Raw genomic sequence first — 16,358 nt, 5'->3', positions numbered from 1 at the left:
ATGCTTGAAGGACTTCTGATCGGCCTGCAAACGGCATTCTCAATTCAGAACCTGCTGATGGTCATCGCAGGATGTCTGATCGGTACATTCATCGGCATGCTTCCGGGCCTAGGCCCGATGTCGATTATCGCGATCATGATCCCGGTTGCGATTTCCATGGGTGACCCTTCAGCCGCGCTGATCCTGTTGGCCGGTGTCTACTATGGCGCCATCTTCGGCGGCTCAACTTCCTCGATCCTGCTCAACGCGCCGGGGGTCGCGGGTACGGTGGCCTCCAGCTTTGACGGCTATCCAATGGCCCGACAGGGCAAAGCGGGCAAAGCCCTGACCATCGCGGCCATCGCAAGTTTCGCGGGCGGCACTTTGGGCGCGGTCCTTTTGATGGTCTTCGCCCCTGCCCTGTCATCCGTGGCCTTGCTGTTCCACTCGGCAGAGTATTTTGCCCTGATGGTGGTTGGTTTGTCAGCCATTGCAGCCTTTGCAGGTACAGGTCAGGTGGCGAAAGCTGTCATCATGACGGTTTTGGGCCTGATCATGGCCACTGTCGGCGAAGGTGCGTTGTTCAACCTACCGCGTTTCACCATGGGCATTATGGATTTGCAATCAGGCTTTGGCTTCATCACGCTTGCTATGGCCATGTTCGCTTTGCCCGAAGCACTTTTCCTAGTCTTAAAACCAAAGGACCTTAAAGGCGACGATGGTGAAATCAAGGACCTGCGGATCACCAAGGCCGAAGCCAAAGCCATCGCGCCAGTGGTCGGTCGTCAATCGGTTCAAGGGTTCTTCATCGGCGTTCTGCCCGGCGCAGGCGCAACCATTGCCAGCTTTCTGGGCTATGCGGTCGAGCGCAACATCGCGCCGAAAGAGGAGCAGGAAGAATTCGGCAAAGGGTCAATCAAGGGGCTGGCCGCACCCGAAACAGCGAACAACGCCGCGTGTACCGGTTCATTCGTGCCCCTACTGACGCTGGGTATTCCCGGATCGGGAACAACGGCGATCCTGCTTGGCGCTTTGATCGCCTTGAACGTCACGCCCGGCCCGCGTCTGATGCTGGATGAGCCGCAGATTTTCTGGGCCGTGATCATGTCGATGTTCATCGGCAACCTCGTTCTGCTGGTGCTGAACCTGCCGCTGATCCCTTACATCGCCAAGGTTCTCTCGGTTCCGCGCAACTATCTGATCCCTTTCATTTTGTTCTTCACGCTGATGGGGGCCTATATCGGCCAGAACAATGCGACTGAGCTTTTGATACTTGTTGGTTTCGGTGTCTGCGCTACAGCGTTGAAATTCGCTGATTACCCGCTGGCTCCATTGCTGATCGGTTTCATCCTTGGTGGGATGATGGAGGACAATTTCGCGCGCTCGATGCAGCTCTATGATGGCATCGCCTTTATCTGGGAACGCCCGATGACTCTGGGTTTGCTGGTCATCGCAGCACTGCTTGTGCTTCTGCCCAGCTATCGCGCACGCCGTGCACGGGCGCGGGCGGCTGGGGTTGCTGAAGGTGACTGAACCGCTGGCAGGAATACGGGTTCTCGATCTGACAAATGTCCTTGCGGGTCCGTATTGCTGCTATCAACTGGCGCTGATGGGTGCCGAAGTGATCAAGGTCGAACGTCCGGGCGGCGGCGATCTTGCCCGCGTTCTGGGCGCTGATCCTGACAGAAACAAGGCGGGCATGGGGATCAGCTTTCTGGCGCAAAATGCTGATAAAAAATCGGTAACGCTCGATATGAAATCGGAAAAAGGCAAGGCGTTGTTGAAACGCCTTGTCCAAACAGCAGATGTTCTGGTCGAAAATTTTCGACCTGGCGTCATGGATCGGCTGGGCCTTGGCTACAACGTCCTGCGTGAGGTCAATCCAAACCTGATCTACTGCGCAATTAGCGGGTTCGGTCAGTATGGCCCGCGACGGGACGATCCGGCTTATGATCAGATCGTTCAGGGCATCAGTGGCGTGATGTCCATCACCGGGGCACCAGACACTGCCCCCTATCGCGTTGGTTACCCTTTGGCGGATACGGTCGGTGGGATGACGGCCGCTTTTGCCGTGTCTGCTGCACTGAACGCGAACCCGCGAGGAACTTTTCTGGATGTTGCGATGTCCGAAGCCGTTGTTTCCACAATGGGTTGGGTCGTGTCGAATTTTCTGGTTGGTGGTGTCACACCCGCAGCGCATGGAAATGAAAACACCACCTCAGCTCCATCGGGTACGTTTGCCACGCGCGACAGCCCAATAAACATCGCTGCCAACCGAGATGAACAGTGGCAGGCCCTTGCACGACATCTGGGGCAGGACGATCTGCTAAACAACCCCGACTACGCAACCCGCGAAGACCGCAAACAAAACCGTCATGCCTTACGTGAAGCGCTGGAGCAAACTCTTCGAACCAGACCGGCAACTGACTGGGTTCGAGAACTTAATGCCATCGGCGTGCCAACCGGGCAGGTTCTGACCGTTCCCGAAGCTCTCGCCGATGAACAACTTTCTGGGCGTGGCCTGATTGGCTCTGTGCGGGTTCAAAGCGAAGATATGAAGCTTGCGGGCAGTCCCGTTGTCATGGACGGCGCGCGGCGCATGCCACAAAACGCACCACCTGAACTTGGAGCTGACAACAATGCGATCTGGTCTGAAATCGGACTGTCCAACGCAGAAATTGAAGCGTTGAACAAGGAGGGGGTCATATGAGCGATGTTTCCGATTGGTGGACGACATCTATCATCGACATGGAGCCCGGCCGGATCGATCTGCGCGGTGAACCAATCCAGAACCTGATCGGAGACCTCAGCTTCGCCGAAATGATCTGGTTCATGGTGCGCGGGGATCGTCCTTCGGACGCGCAGGCCCGATTGTTCGAAGCCGCGTTGGTCGCGGCAGTAGACCATGGGCCTCAGGCACCATCGATTGCAACTGCACGCATGGCAGTGACTTGTGGCTTACCTCTCAACAACGCGATGGCAAGCGCCGTAAATTTGTTGGGCGACATTCACGGCGGGGCTGGTGAGCAAGCCGTAACTCTCTACCATTTCGTTGCGGAACATCCCGGTCGCTTGGAACAGGCATTGGACGACTGGATTGAAAGCGAAGGAAAGATACTGCCAGGTTTTGGCCACCGGTTTCACACCCCAACGGATCCGCGCGCTCCGCGTTTGATGGCAATGGTGTCAAACGCGGTACAGGACCAAGCGTGTGATGGTCGGTTCATGCGGATTGGCCAAGCGATCGAGGCAGAATTGGCACGGCGCAAAGGCAAGCCTGTTCCGATGAACATAGATGGCGCAACCGCTGTTATCTACGCCGAACTTGGTTTTGCGCCCCCGCTTGCGCGCGGTCTGTTCTGCCTGTCCCGATCTGTTGGAATTTTGGCCCATGCGTGGGAACAGATGCAGCAAGGGGGCCGGAACAAGGGCCCGACCCCACCCGCCTATCGCTGGACCTATAAGCCTACATGAACTGCCGCTAAGCGGTTTTCAGATGCGGACGGCGAGCCAACAGGTCCGCTGCAGCGCGGGCAATCATCAGTTCTTCATTCGTCGGGATCGCCATGACCACAACCCGGGACAGATCGGTTGAGATGATCAGGTCGTTATCCGCATTCGCATCCGGGTTCAGCTCGATCCCCAGCCACCCCATTCCGGAACACACCCGGTCACGTACCAGGCGAGAGTTCTCTCCGATCCCTCCGGTGAACACCAAGGCATCGATACCGCCCAAAATGGCCGCCATGGCCCCAAGTTCCCGCCGAATACGGAATGTGAAATAGCTGATCGCTTGACGGCTTTCGGGCGTGTCTGCCTTTTCCAAGGTGCGCATATCATTCGATAGCCCCGAAAGGCCCAGCAACCCCGATTTCCGGAACAGAAGGTCGGAGATTTCGTCGGCGCTTAACCCTTCCTGATCCATCAGGTACAGCACCACACCGGGATCAAGCTGGCCACAACGCGAGCCCATCGGCAGCCCATCCAAAGCCGAAAACCCCATGGTCGAACCGACAGATCGGCCCCCGATCATTGCACACATAGATGCACCGTTGCCCAGATGGGCAACGACCACTCGCCCTTCATGCAAAAGCGGTGCTGTCTTTGCCATATGATCCGAGATGTACTCATAGCTCAGCCCGTGAAAGCCATAGCGGCGGACGCCCTTGTCGTAGTACTCACGCGGTAGGGCAAAGACGTCATTCTCCCACGGGTGATTGCGGTGAAAAGCTGTGTCGAAACAGGCGATCTGAACGGCATCAGGAAAACGTTCCATCGCTGCCTTCGCTCCGGCCAGATTGTGCGGTTGGTGCAAGGGTGCGAACGGAGACAGCTTGTCCAGCGCTTCTATGGCAGCTTCGGTCAGCGGCAGCGGCGCGTCGATATTCGGCCCACCGTGGACAACACGATGCCCAAATGCAGTCACCTCACTGTTTGGAAATGAACGCGCCAGCAGATTCAGCACCCAATCCAGGGCCGCAGCGTGATCATGGATTTCGCCCGCAGTGCCGGTTGCAAGAACACTACCATCTGAAGATTTCGCCTTAACCAGCGGATCGCCCTCGCCAATCCGTTCAACCGCTCCGGTGCAAACCATAATCGGATCGTCATTGGTCAACTCGAACAGACCAAATTTCATCGAAGACGATCCAGCGTTCAGTGTCACGACATGCGTCATGCGTGTGCTCCGGTTTGCGGCATTGTAAATGCATCGTGCAGGGCGGCTACTGCGCAGGATGCCAGCCGCGCCTTGTCGTCATCCGCCCGGCTGGTCAGAATGATGGGCGCTTTGGCCCCCATCACCACCCCTGCCCCTTCGGCATTGGCGATATAGGTCAGTTGCTTGGCCATCATGTTTCCGGCATCCAGATTGGGCACCACTAGAATATCTGTTTTGCCCGCAACGTCCGAGACTATTCCTTTAGATCGCGCAGCGGCGAGGCTGACGGCATTGTCCATGGCAAGGGGGCCATCAACCAACCCATCTGTGATCTGACCGCGTTCTGCCATTTTCGACAGCAAGGCCGCATCCACCGAGGAACGGATCGCCGGGTTGACGGTTTCGATGGCCGACAGAATACCCGCTCTGGGATTCTCAATCCCCAGCGACCGGGCCAGATCGATAGCGTTTTGGACAATATCAATCTTGGTTTCCAGATCCGGTTCGATGTTGATCGCCGCATCCGTCACCAAAAGCGGTCTGGGCTGTCCGGGCACGTCCATGACAAAGACATGGGTGAAACGGCGACCCGTGCGTAGGCCATTTTCACGCCTTAGTGCAGCTTTTAACAACTCGTCCGTATGCAAGTGCCCTTTCATCAAGGCTTTTGCGCGACCCGCAGCCACAAGATCGACTGCAGTGTTGGCCGCACTGAAATGAATGCGCTCTGGCACAATCTCAAACCCGTCCAGTGAAGCCTCGATTTCAGCGGCGGCAGCGTGAATTTTGTCCGGGTCTCCGATCAAAATGGGGGTAATGATTGTTTCATGCGCCGCCAGCAACGCCCCACCCAGGGAATTCGGCTCTTCCGGGGCTACGATGGCCGTAGGCATGGGGGGAAGCGGGCGGACCTTTTCCAGCATCTCGTCAAAATGGCGATGGCGTTTGACCACAAGCCCGGGCAATTCCAGTTCTGCAAACACCAGCTCTTTGTCCGGCGCGACCACGACAGCCTGCCCACTGACTATTACGGCACCATCGGACGGGCGTGACACGATTGTATCAAAGACAACTTCGCGGTTTGGCCGCTTTTCAACAACCGTGACTTTCGAGACCAGTTCATCCCCAGCATGTGCCCGTTCAACAAAGTCAAAGCTCTGCGATTTGTAGAGCGTCCCGGCCCCCGGCAGCACGTTCCCCAAAACAGCCGAGATCAAAGCCCCCACGAACATGGCAGGCGCAACCGCTTCGTTGATATGGTCGCCGTCACCATCTTCACTGGCCAGATGCAGCGGATTGTGGTTGCCGGAATTGTTGGCGAAGACATAAAAATCGTCGACCGAGCAGGTGCGAACCAGCTCGGCAGTATCGCCGACCTGAAGCTTGTCATAGGGTTTGTTGTGATACTGCATGAAATTTCGTTTCTGTTTCGGCACTTGGGGCGGCGCAGTGAACTCTCTTGCTGATACTCAGTTCAGCACTCAATGAAAACAAATCAATATGGCCGCCCGTGTTGGTCGATACATTATGTCCGGTATGCAACGGCTTCGTGTCGTCGCGCCCGGAAACTGAGCACATTGCTGATCAGGCGCGCCTCTTTCCACCGCCGCCCTGTTTTCGCATCGTCAAACCGATCCGTTTTCTGGGCACATCCACCTCAACAACCCGGACCTTTACAACCTGCCCGGTTTTAACGACCTCATGCGGGTCTTTGACAAAGCGGTCCGCCAACTGGCTGACATGAACCAACCCATCCTGATGTACTCCCACATCCACAAATGCGCCAAACGCTGCCACGTTTGTCACGGTGCCTTCCAATACCATTCCGGGCTTCAGGTCAGTTATCTCTTCAACGCCATCGGCAAAGGAGGCGGTGACGAAACTTGGGCGGGGATCGCGCCCGGGTTTTTCCAGCTCGGCAAAGATATCCCGAACTGTCGGCAGACCGAATTCTTCAGTTACGAACTGCTCGGCCCGCAACCCCTTCAAAGCGCCATCGTGACCCATGATGCGTCGGATATCGCGCCCACAAGCCGCGACAACGCGTCGGGCGACGTCATATGCCTCGGGATGAACCGAGGACGCATCCAGCGGTTCCGCACCGTCCCGGATACGCAGGAATCCGGCGCATTGTTCAAATGCACGCGGGCCCAGCCGTGCAACGGACAACAGATTCTTGCGAGATTGAAATGGTCCATTCAGATCACGATGGGTGACGATGGCTTCGGCCTGAGCAGTCCCGAGACCAGAAACACGCGACAACAAAGGGGCAGAGGCGGTATTCAGATCGACCCCAACCGCGTTCACCACATCTTCAATCGCGGAATCCAGTGACTGGGAAAGCCGGTGTTGATCTACGTCGTGCTGATATTGCCCAACGCCGATGGATTTGGGCTCGATTTTGACCAGCTCCGCCAATGGGTCCTGCAACCGCCGTGCGATGGAAACGGCCCCGCGCAGCGAAACATCCAGATCCGGAAACTCGCGCGCAGCCAGTTCCGAAGCGGAATAGACCGAAGCCCCGGCCTCGGACACCACCACCTTTGTCGGCGCTTTCACCGTCTTCGGCAGCAGGGAAAGTGTGTCTGCGACCAGTCGCTCGGTCTCGCGGCTGGCAGTCCCGTTCCCGATGGCGATCAGTTCGATCTGGTGGGTCGAGATCAGGTTGAGAATGGCCGCCTGCGCCCCGCGCAGATCGTTCTTTGGCTGAAACGGATAAAGCGTATCGGTGGCCACCACTTTCCCAGTTGCATCAACAACGGCTGCCTTCACACCCGTACGAATACCCGGATCAAGGCCCAAAGTCGCCTTGGCCCCCGCCGGAGCGGCAAAGAGCAAATCCTTGAGATTGCGCGAAAAGACCTGAATAGCCTCGTCCTGCGCGCGACTGCGCAGATCCCCCATAAGCTCGACCATCATGGATAGCGAAAGCTTGACCCGCCATGTCCAACCGGCGACCTTACGCAGCCATGCATCCCCCGGCCCCTTGCCGCGCGTCTGCAGATGTGCGGCGACAATTGTTTCGGCACGCGCCGCGCCGAATTCCGGTTCCGGAGCGATGTCCAGTGTGACAATCCCCTCTTTTGACGCGCGCAGCATCGCCAACGCCCGATGCGACGGTACATCGGCCCAAAGCTCGGAGTGGTCGAAGTAATCGCTGAATTTCGCGCCTTCCTTTTCCTTACCGTCGATAACCTTGGCACTCAGCATGGCTTCGCGCTGCATGAAGGCCCGCAGTTCCCCCAACAGGCCAGCGTTTTCCGTCAATCGCTCGGTCAGAATATCCCGAGCTCCGTTCAACGCGTCGCGTTGGGTCGGCACGGCCTCGGAAAGATATGCCTCGGCAAGCATCTCGGGCTCTGCATTGCGGTCGGCCAGAATAGCATCCGCCAACGGCTCCAGCCCGTTTTCGCGCGCAATCATCGCCTTGGTGCGCCGCTTGGGTTTGTACGGCAGGTAGATGTCTTCCAATTGCGCTTTGGTCTCGGCCCGCGCGATGGATTTGCTCAGATCCTCAGTCAGCTTCCCCTGATCTCGGATCGAGTTCAGGATGGTTTCGCGCCGCGCCTCAAGTTCGCGCAGATAGGTCAGCCGATCAGAAAGTAAGCGCAATTGCGTATCGTCCAACCCGCCGGTGACTTCTTTCCGGTAACGGGCGACAAACGGCACGGTAGCGCCATCGTCCAGCAGTTTAATCGCGGCCCCGACCTGTTCGGAACGGGCGTTGATCTCGGTAGCAATTGTGTGGGCGATACGGTCCAAGGGGGCCTCCTGAAAGGACGGTGGAAGGGTTTCTTAACCACCCGTTTCAACAAGTGAAAGACCCCAGACCTTTCAAGATCGCAATAATTCGGGCGGTTACTCGCGTGGCAAAACCGAAGCTTCCAAAGTCGCCTTCAGCAATTGCGCGTCAATGGGCTTGTAAAGCAATGGAAGGTCAGCCTGCGCGCAGTAATCGACAATATCCGGGGACCTGTTGGCCGAGATGATGCACCCCGGTAGCGGGCCAAACGCACGGACCAAAGCGTTTACAGCATCGATTCCGGTTTCATCGTTGTTCAACTGATAGTCTGCGACAATGACATCGGGCAGGATGCCTATTTCGTGCAAAAGTTGGACTGCACCCTCGCCACTTTCGGCTTCCAGAACCTCAACGCCCCAGGCCTCAATGGTCATGCGCAAGGCACTGCGCAAGTTCTCGTCGTTTTCAATCAGCAAGGTGACGGTGTTGCAAGGCAAACTGGGATTTGGTGTTTGACGTGCAGATGGAACGCGGGCCCCCGCCGGTTTTGTCTTTGCCAGAGGGGTTTCAACCGAAAAACCGGTGCCCTTACCTACCTCTGACCGCAAGTTGATCGGGTGGTGCAACAGACCGCAGGCCCGTTCGACGATCGCAAGACCCAAACCCATACCTTCCGCGGCGCTGGCATCTGAGTGTAAACGCCGGAACTCCTGAAAAACGGTGTCTCTGTGATCAGGCGCGATCCCAATACCGGTATCCCAAACTTCAAGAGACACAGTTTTCTTGCGCCGCCTGACACCGACCAGAACCTTTCCCGTTTCAGTATAACGGATCGCATTCGACAACAGGTTTTGCAGGATGCGTCGCAGATAGCTGGCATCGCTGGTCACAACGGCGCTTGTGTCCACAAAACGCAAATCCAAACCTTTGGCCTGCGCAATCGGGCGAAATGCATCTTCGATTTGAGAAAACATCTGCCCTAGTGAAACCGGCGACAAATGTACACGTGCCCGTCCCGAATCCAGCTTCGAGATGTCCAGCAAAGCCTCGAGAATGTGTTCCACGCTGTTCAAGGCGCTCTCTGCTTTTGCGGCAACCGTCTGAGCATCCACTTGGTTCAATCCACTGCCCAGTGAAGCGACGTATAGTTTTGCAGCCGACAAAGGTTGCAGCAAATCGTGGCTGGCGGCGGCCACAAATCGCGATTTTGATGCGTTTGCTCGTTCGGCCTCGTTTAGCGCATCCGCCAGCTCCATCGTGCGCGATGCCACGCGCTGTTCCAGCAGTTCCTTTGCCTCATAAAGCGCCTCGGCTGATTTTCGTTCCGCCGTCACGTCGGTGAATGAGATCACGAACCCTCGATCCGGCATTTCCTGAGCAAAAACAGACAGGATTTTGGAACGACCCCGATGCATTTGAAACTGCAACGGGCGTCGTGAGGTTCTTCGGCGAACCCAATTCAGCAAATCCTGTTCATTTATTCCCTTTTGAAAGGAAATATTCGCGCTAAGGCGTTGAGACAGCGTGTCAAAACGTGTTCCCATCTGAAACTGGGTCATTGGAATGGCCAGCAACTCGCTCGCACGATTGTTCCAACCGATCAGGCGGTGTTTGTTGTCAAAAATACAAACGCCCTGTTCGATGTGTTCCAAGGTTGCCCGGATTAGCCGGGCCTTGTCATCCAGAATCCGATCCCTCTCCTGCCGTTCGATGCGCATAATGTCGGTCACATCGGTTTGCAGGATCACAGTTCCACCATCCGGGGTGCGGTGTTCGGACACCTGCACCCAGCGATTGCCAACCAGCCGGACGTTGAAGACCACATGATCTTCGCTGTGCCGGTCCAGACGGGCTTGACCCCAATCATCTGGGGTTACCCCTTCCGGCAATGACAAGAATTTGGACTGGCTTAACAGCTGGACATAGTCAGCAAAACCGAGCCCCGGGTTCAGCCATTTTTGAATGTCAGGCATGTGCGACCCGAAACGGCTATTGCAAAGCACCAGTTGCTCATCCCGATTGAACAGGGCAAACCCTTCCTGCACCGTTTCGATTGCATTGGCGAGGTCGGCCCGCGCGGCTTCGGTTTCCTTGTTGGCTTGTGCCAACCTCGCGTTGGAGTCGTTCAACAGCTCAAGCGCACGCTCAAGATCATCCGTTCGGGCGCGGACCTCTTGTTCCAGAACTGCCGCACGTTGGAACTGCGCATAAGCGGCCCCAGATGCATCGGTGGACTCTTCAACGCGCCGCATCAACGCCTCGACGATTTTGCGGAGCTTCTCATTCTGACGCTCCAAGGAGTCCGTGGGATCCGTAAGATGCTCGATCATGGGTTACTCTTTCTCGGGCGGATAGATCGCAACACCTGTAAGGGTCTGGTTCACGTGGATCGAATTGTATTGTTCACCGTAGGTCGAGAACCCAAACACATGATTGCGCGCCAGAATATCCGAGATGTCCCGCGTTTTCTGTTTTTCCTGCGCCTCCAATCGGCGCAGGATACAGTCGCAGCCCAGAATCGTGTCGGGTTGTTGCCTTTCAGACAGCGCCCCGATTTCCTCCTCCAGATGTTCAACCATGTCCCGTGGCTCTGCCAGTGTCAGAACGAGGCCTTCATCGATGGCCGAGAAAAACACCAAATCCCCATTACCCGCCACTTGCTGAATCGCGCGCACATGGTGCTGCCCACCGATTTGGACGACCACAGGATGGGCGGCAAATGTAAAGGTTGTCAGTTGCTCTGGGTCTTTGCCCAGTATGCGTGCATATTCTCGGGCGGCCGGCTCTGCGTTGATCTCTTGCACAATCCGCTTGCCCGGATCAGCCTTGGTCACCACCATACGCCGCTGGGCTGGCACAAGGTGATCGGTTTTGAACACCCTGATCGGGCAACGCGTGCGGACCTGGGCCAGAATAGCAGCATTGCTTCGCGCGCGGCCCTCGTGCAGCACATAAGTTTGGCCAAACCGCGTGCCATCGCCAGCTGAACCACCAAACAGTGGGACAGGCCCCAAGCCAACTGCAAGTTCAGAAGTCAGTGCATCTTCTTTGGTCGACAATCCATCAATCATCAGGAATGTGAACTCATGTGGCCAGTCGGGCGAGGACTCCATCATGGAATGACGGTTGTTGATCATCTTGTTGATGATGTTCTCTGCATCGAAATCGTCCAGGTCGGGGACTAGGACGGTGCGGGTTTCAAAGTGGCTCTTTGGCATGGCAATTGCGACGATCTTGCCTTCACTATAGCCATCATCGGCTAGCTCTCCGGCGGTGGTGCAACCCACGACGGGTGTTGGAGCAAAAACCTCCTCAGCCTCTGATATGACGGCAGACGCATCCGCATTTGAGCTCACGAAAAGAATGACAAGCGCAAAAGGCCCGACACCCAGGTTACGTTCAAGCGTTTTGATTGCCTGAGCGCTGTCGTATTGGACGAAAGCCGTTTTGACGATGCCTGGCGCACGGGCCGGGGCCTCTGCCCACCCGAAAGCTTGGTCCATCGTGCCTCCTCCCTCAAAGCGACGATGGGGCGAGACTATGACGCTTAGCCCTGCTCTTGCAAGACACTGGCAAAAGACGCTTTCTTGGCAATCAAAACCGCTTGCGTGCGGCTTTGCACGCCCAGTTTCCGCATAATTGCAGTCACATGCGCCTTTACTGTGGTCTCAGCAATTGAAAGATCATAGGCAATTTGTTTGTTCAGCTTACCTTCGCAGATCAGTTGCAGAATACGCGATTGCTGATTTGTCAGCGTTGCCAAACGGTTGACCGCATCTCTGTGTTCATCGTCGTCTTCCGTTTCGATCAGTACGCAGCCTTCAGGTACAAAGATATTACCGGATTGCACCGTCTCGATTGCGGTACGAAATACGTCACGTTGACTGTGCTTGGGCACGTAGCCGGACGCCCCGGCCTGTATTACCTGACTGACGACGCGGCTGTCCGTCAGCGAAGATACGACAATAACCGGAACACTCGCGGCCGCTTTCAGGCGGACCAGCCCGTCCAGCCCATCCACGTCCGGCAGGTTAAGGTCCAGCATGACGGCATCCGGTTTCAATCCCTGCGCCAGTAGGTCCATGGCCCCTTCCAGCCTGTCTGCTGTGTGGATGTCGCCGATCTGCGCAACAGTTTGCAACGTCATCGAAAGCGCGTCGCAGAACAGGGGATGGTCATCAACAATCAGTACGTTCTTGAAATCTGCCCGGCGGGCGGAATCGGCAAGCATTTGGTATCGCCTTTTGTAATCGGGTTGGCTCCAGCCTAAACAATCCTAACACTCAATGAAAACCACCCCTACTGGGCGAAGGTCGTAGATGACAAATGCGTTGCCTGCGGCGCAATGGGGCGTCAGAGTGGTTAACATTGCCCCCGCGCACGGCGGTGACTACGCCCAAGGTCTTATAGGCAGGGCAGCCAACGCCGCGTAGCGTAACAGAAAATGTTCGGAGACGTTTAATGGAACTCAGTGACAGTCGCGTCATAGCCGCGCCACGATCCAAGGTCTGGGATGCGCTCTTGTCGGCAGACGTTCTGAAGGAATGTGTGCCGGGGTGTCAGGAAATGACTGGCTCGGTAGAAGAAGGTTTCGAAGCGACAGTCGTGCAGAAGGTGGGGCCTGTCAAAGCGACCTTCAAAGGGGCCGTTACCCTTTCTGATCTCGTGGCGCTTGAAAGCGTGAAGCTCTCGGGTGAAGGTAAGGGCGGAGCAGCAGGGTTCGCCAAAGGGTCTGCAGAGGTCAATCTGGCAGACGCCCCCGAAGGTACTTTGCTGACATACAACGTCGACGCGCGTGTTGGCGGAAAGCTGGCCCAGTTGGGAGGACGGGTCATCGACGGCGTTGCCAGAAAACTGGCTGATCAGTTTTTTGAGAACTTTCAGAACGCTGTCGAACCTCAACCAGAGCCCGAGGCGGAAACTTCGGATGGCGGTGAGGAAAAGGAAGAAAAGAAAGGCTGGTTCAAACGCGTATTGGGCGATTGAACCATAAGAATTCAGGGAGGAGAAATTCATGAAGATTTCAATGACCGTGAACGGCAAAGCCGTAAGCGGAGACGTCGAAGGGCGGACTTTGCTGTCCGGTTTTCTGCGCGAGCATCTGTCTTTGACAGGCACCCACGTGGGTTGCGACACCGCGCAATGCGGTGCCTGCGTGGTGCATGTGAACGGCGAGGCTGTGAAGTCTTGCAACATGCTTGCGGCTGAAGCCGACGGGGCCGACGTAGGAACGATCGAAGGTCAGGCCAATGCGGATGGGTCGTTGAACGTGATCCAGCAGGCGTTTCAGGACCATCATGGACTTCAATGCGGGTTCTGCACGCCGGGGATGGTAATGAGCGCTGCCGCGCTGTTGAAGGACAACCCGCGTCCCACCGAGGCTGAAATCCGGAAATATCTGGAAGGCAACCTGTGCCGCTGCACCGGCTACCACAACATTGTCAAAGCGATCATGGCCGCATCCGGTCAGGACGTTTCCAGCATCGCCGCCGAGTGAGGCGGGCAAGAGTTTTCGACGAAAATTCTTTTCCAGGGAGGAGAACAAGCAATGCCCAAAGACAATGGCATCGGAGCCAGTTCCAAGCGGCGTGAGGACGTACGCTTTCTGACCGGAGCAGGTAACTATACCGACGATATCAACGTACATGGTCAGGCCTATGTACATTTTCTGCGGTCCGACATTGCGCATGGTCGGATCAAATCAATAGACACCTCTGCCGCCGCAGCCATGCCCGGTGTGGTAAAGGTATTCACCGGCAAGGATTTCGAAGGCGTGGGCGGGATGCCCTGCGGCTGGGAGGTGACCGACAAGCACGGCGCACCCATGCAAGAGCCTCCGCACCCCATTCTGGCACAAGGCAAAGTGCGCCATGTGGGCGATCCGATTGCCGCAGTTGTGGCCGACAGCCTTGAACAGGCGCGTGACGCTGCCGAAGTTATCGATCTGGACATCGAAGAACTGCCCGCTGTGATCGACATGAAGGCTGCAGCGCAGGATGGCGCAACGCTGGTTCATGACGATCTGAAGAACAACATCTGTTACGATTGGCAGTTGGGTGAAACTGACGACGCCAAGGTCGATGAAGTCTTTGCCAATGCCGCGCATGTGACGACGCTGGATCTGGTCAACAACCGTCTGGTCGCGAACCCGATGGAACCGCGCGTCGCCGTTGGTGAATACAAGCGTGGAACGGACGAGTATACGCTCTATACCACGTCGCAAAACCCGCATGTGATCCGTTTGTTGATGTGCGCTTTTGTTCTGGGCCTGCCCGAGCATAAGGTACGCGTTGTGGCCCCTGATGTGGGCGGTGGTTTTGGTACGAAGATCTTCCATTATGCGGAAGAAGCGTTCTGCACCTTTGCTGCCAAGGCCTGTGGTCGTCCGGTCAAATGGACCTCCAGCCGGTCCGAAGCGTTCATGTCGGATGCCCATGGCCGTGACCATGTCAGCACTATCGAACTGGCGCTGGATGCAGATAACAATTTCATCGGTCTGCGTACCAACACCTTTGCCAATTTGGGTGCGTATCTGTCGACTTTCTCCAGTTCGGTTCCAACCTGGTTGCATGGGACGCTGATGGCGGGCAACTACAAGACGCCGGTCATTCAGGTGAATGTGAAAGCAATGTTCACCAACACAGTGCCCGTGGATGCCTATCGTGGTGCAGGTCGCCCCGAAGCGACGTTCCAGTTGGAGCGCGTAGTGGATAAGGCGGCGCGCGAGTTGGGCGTCGACCCGATAGCGCTGCGTCGTCAGAACTTTGTCACTCAGTTCCCCTATGACACACCGGTGGCGCTGACCTATGACACCGGGGACTATAACGGGACGATGGACAAGCTTGAGGCCGCTGCTGATCTGGCAGGCTTTGCCGCGCGTCGCTCGCAAAGCGAAGCCAACGGCAAACTGCGGGGCTTGGGCATCAACTGCTACATCGAAGCCTGTGGCATTGCGCCATCCAACATTGTTGGGATGCTCGGGGCCCGCGCGGGTCTTTATGATGCAGCCACTGTTCGCGTGAACGCTACCGGTTCAATCAGCGTCATGGTAGGGGCACACAGCCACGGACAAGGGCACGAGACCGCCTTCCCGCAGGTTGTAGCAGACATGATCGGCATCGATGAATCGATGGTCGAAATCGTACATGGCGACACGTCGAAGATTCCGTTTGGCATGGGCACATATGGTTCTCGTTCGTTGGCTGTCTGCGGCTCGGCTATGGTCAAGGCAACTGAGAAGGTGATCGAAAAAGCCAAAAAGATCGCCGCACACCTGTTGGAAGCGTCCGAGGCCGATATCGAGCTGAAAGACGGTCAATTCAGTGTGGCAGGCACCGACAAGTCAGTGGCCTGGGGTGACGTGACCCTGACAGCGTACGTCCCGCATAACTTCCCGCTGGAAGTCGAACCAGGACTGGAAGAAACTGCCTTCTATGATCCGGCCAATTTCACCTTCCCGGCTGGTGCTTATGCCTGTGAGGTTGAGGTCGACCCGGACACGGGTCAGGTCAGCATTGAAAAGTTCACGGCGGCCGATGATTTCGGCAACATCATCAACCCGATGATTGTTGACGGTCAGGTGCATGGAGGCATTGGCCAGGGTATCGGTCAGGCCCTGCTTGAGAATTGCGCCTATGATGAGAACGGCCAACTGCTAAGTGCGTCCTATATGGATTATGCGATGCCACGCGCGGATGATGTACCGTTTTATGGTGTCGACCATTCCAGCCAGACACCCTGCACGCACAATCCACTTGGGGTGAAGGGTTGCGGTGAAGCTGGTGCAATTGGCTCACCACCTGCGGTGGTCAATGCGGTACTGGATGCGTTGAACTCGGGCGGCAAGGCGGTGGATCACATCGATATGCCAATGAGCCCGTCTCGCGTCTGGTCGGCGATGAACAGCTGAGGTGTTGGGGTGCGAGGGGCCAGCCCCTCGCGCTCCCCGGAGTATTTCCAAAAAGATGAAGGCCAAAG

The 16,358-nt window shown here is 56.6% G+C and carries 12 protein-coding genes; 6 read left to right on the top strand and 6 right to left on the bottom strand.

Annotated elements, in window-relative coordinates:
- From GS636_RS18510 to GS636_RS18500, 3 genes are read left to right on the top strand one after another with little or no spacing between them, the layout of a single operon-like run.
- Positions 1–1,512, top strand: a complete 1,512-nt coding sequence (locus GS636_RS18510; RefSeq protein ID WP_171185538.1) for a tripartite tricarboxylate transporter permease — start codon at positions 1–3, stop codon at positions 1,510–1,512.
- Positions 1,505–2,689 (top strand): CoA transferase, encoded by a 1,185-nt coding sequence (locus GS636_RS18505; protein ID WP_171671488.1) that lies wholly within the window; start codon positions 1,505–1,507, stop codon positions 2,687–2,689. Before GS636_RS18510 ends, GS636_RS18505 begins: the two co-directional genes overlap by 8 nt.
- On the top strand, positions 2,686–3,453 hold the full coding sequence (locus GS636_RS18500) for a citryl-CoA lyase (RefSeq protein WP_171671487.1): 768 nt from the start codon (positions 2,686–2,688) through the stop codon (positions 3,451–3,453). Before GS636_RS18505 ends, GS636_RS18500 begins: the two co-directional genes overlap by 4 nt.
- Before the next feature lie 7 nt (positions 3,454–3,460).
- Here the strand turns inward: GS636_RS18500 and GS636_RS18495 are convergent, their stop codons facing one another.
- From GS636_RS18495 to GS636_RS18470, 6 genes are all read right to left on the bottom strand, one after another.
- Positions 3,461–4,657 (bottom strand): acetate/propionate family kinase, encoded by a 1,197-nt coding sequence (locus GS636_RS18495; protein ID WP_171094690.1) that lies wholly within the window; start codon positions 4,655–4,657, stop codon positions 3,461–3,463.
- Positions 4,654–6,051 carry a bifunctional enoyl-CoA hydratase/phosphate acetyltransferase gene (locus GS636_RS18490; RefSeq protein ID WP_171671485.1) on the bottom strand — a complete coding sequence of 466 codons (1,398 nt, stop codon included), beginning with the start codon at positions 6,049–6,051 and terminating at the stop codon, positions 4,654–4,656. The genes GS636_RS18495 and GS636_RS18490 overlap by 4 nt, the downstream gene beginning before the upstream one ends.
- A gap of 172 nt (positions 6,052–6,223) precedes the next feature.
- Entirely contained in the window at positions 6,224–8,401 is a 2,178-nt protein-coding gene (locus GS636_RS18485) for a Tex family protein (protein ID WP_171671482.1), read from the bottom strand.
- Between the two features lie 96 nt (positions 8,402–8,497).
- Positions 8,498–10,711, bottom strand: a complete 2,214-nt coding sequence (locus GS636_RS18480) for a PAS-domain containing protein (protein ID WP_171671480.1) — start codon at positions 10,709–10,711, stop codon at positions 8,498–8,500.
- A 3-nt stretch (positions 10,712–10,714) separates the two neighbouring features.
- Complete coding sequence (locus GS636_RS18475) at positions 10,715–11,884, bottom strand: FIST N-terminal domain-containing protein (RefSeq protein ID WP_171671478.1); 1,170 nt, start codon at positions 11,882–11,884, stop codon at positions 10,715–10,717.
- A 44-nt stretch (positions 11,885–11,928) separates the two neighbouring features.
- Positions 11,929–12,612 (bottom strand): response regulator transcription factor, encoded by a 684-nt coding sequence (locus tag GS636_RS18470; protein WP_171671476.1) that lies wholly within the window; start codon positions 12,610–12,612, stop codon positions 11,929–11,931.
- A 230-nt stretch (positions 12,613–12,842) separates the two neighbouring features.
- On the opposite strand from GS636_RS18470, the gene GS636_RS18465 reads away from it, so the two are divergent.
- Genes GS636_RS18465 through GS636_RS18455 form a run of 3 tightly spaced genes read left to right on the top strand, consistent with a single transcriptional unit; the run spans position 12,843 to position 16,290 of the window.
- On the top strand, positions 12,843–13,367 hold the full coding sequence (locus tag GS636_RS18465; RefSeq protein ID WP_171185554.1) for a CoxG family protein: 525 nt from the start codon (positions 12,843–12,845) through the stop codon (positions 13,365–13,367).
- A 28-nt stretch (positions 13,368–13,395) separates the two neighbouring features.
- Positions 13,396–13,878 (top strand): (2Fe-2S)-binding protein, encoded by a 483-nt coding sequence (locus tag GS636_RS18460; RefSeq protein ID WP_171094676.1) that lies wholly within the window; start codon positions 13,396–13,398, stop codon positions 13,876–13,878.
- A gap of 51 nt (positions 13,879–13,929) precedes the next feature.
- Positions 13,930–16,290: a xanthine dehydrogenase family protein molybdopterin-binding subunit gene (locus GS636_RS18455; RefSeq protein WP_171671473.1), complete on the top strand. Its 2,361-nt coding sequence runs from the start codon at positions 13,930–13,932 to the stop codon at positions 16,288–16,290.
- Positions 16,291–16,358: the final 68 nt, after the last annotated feature.

Origin of the sequence: Ruegeria sp. HKCCD4884, from assembly GCF_013110855.1 — a bacterium.
Taxonomy (GTDB): Bacteria; Pseudomonadota; Alphaproteobacteria; order Rhodobacterales; family Rhodobacteraceae; genus Ruegeria.
The sequence above is the reverse complement of the archived record's forward strand: the minus strand, read 5'-3'. Positions and strand labels throughout refer to the sequence as shown.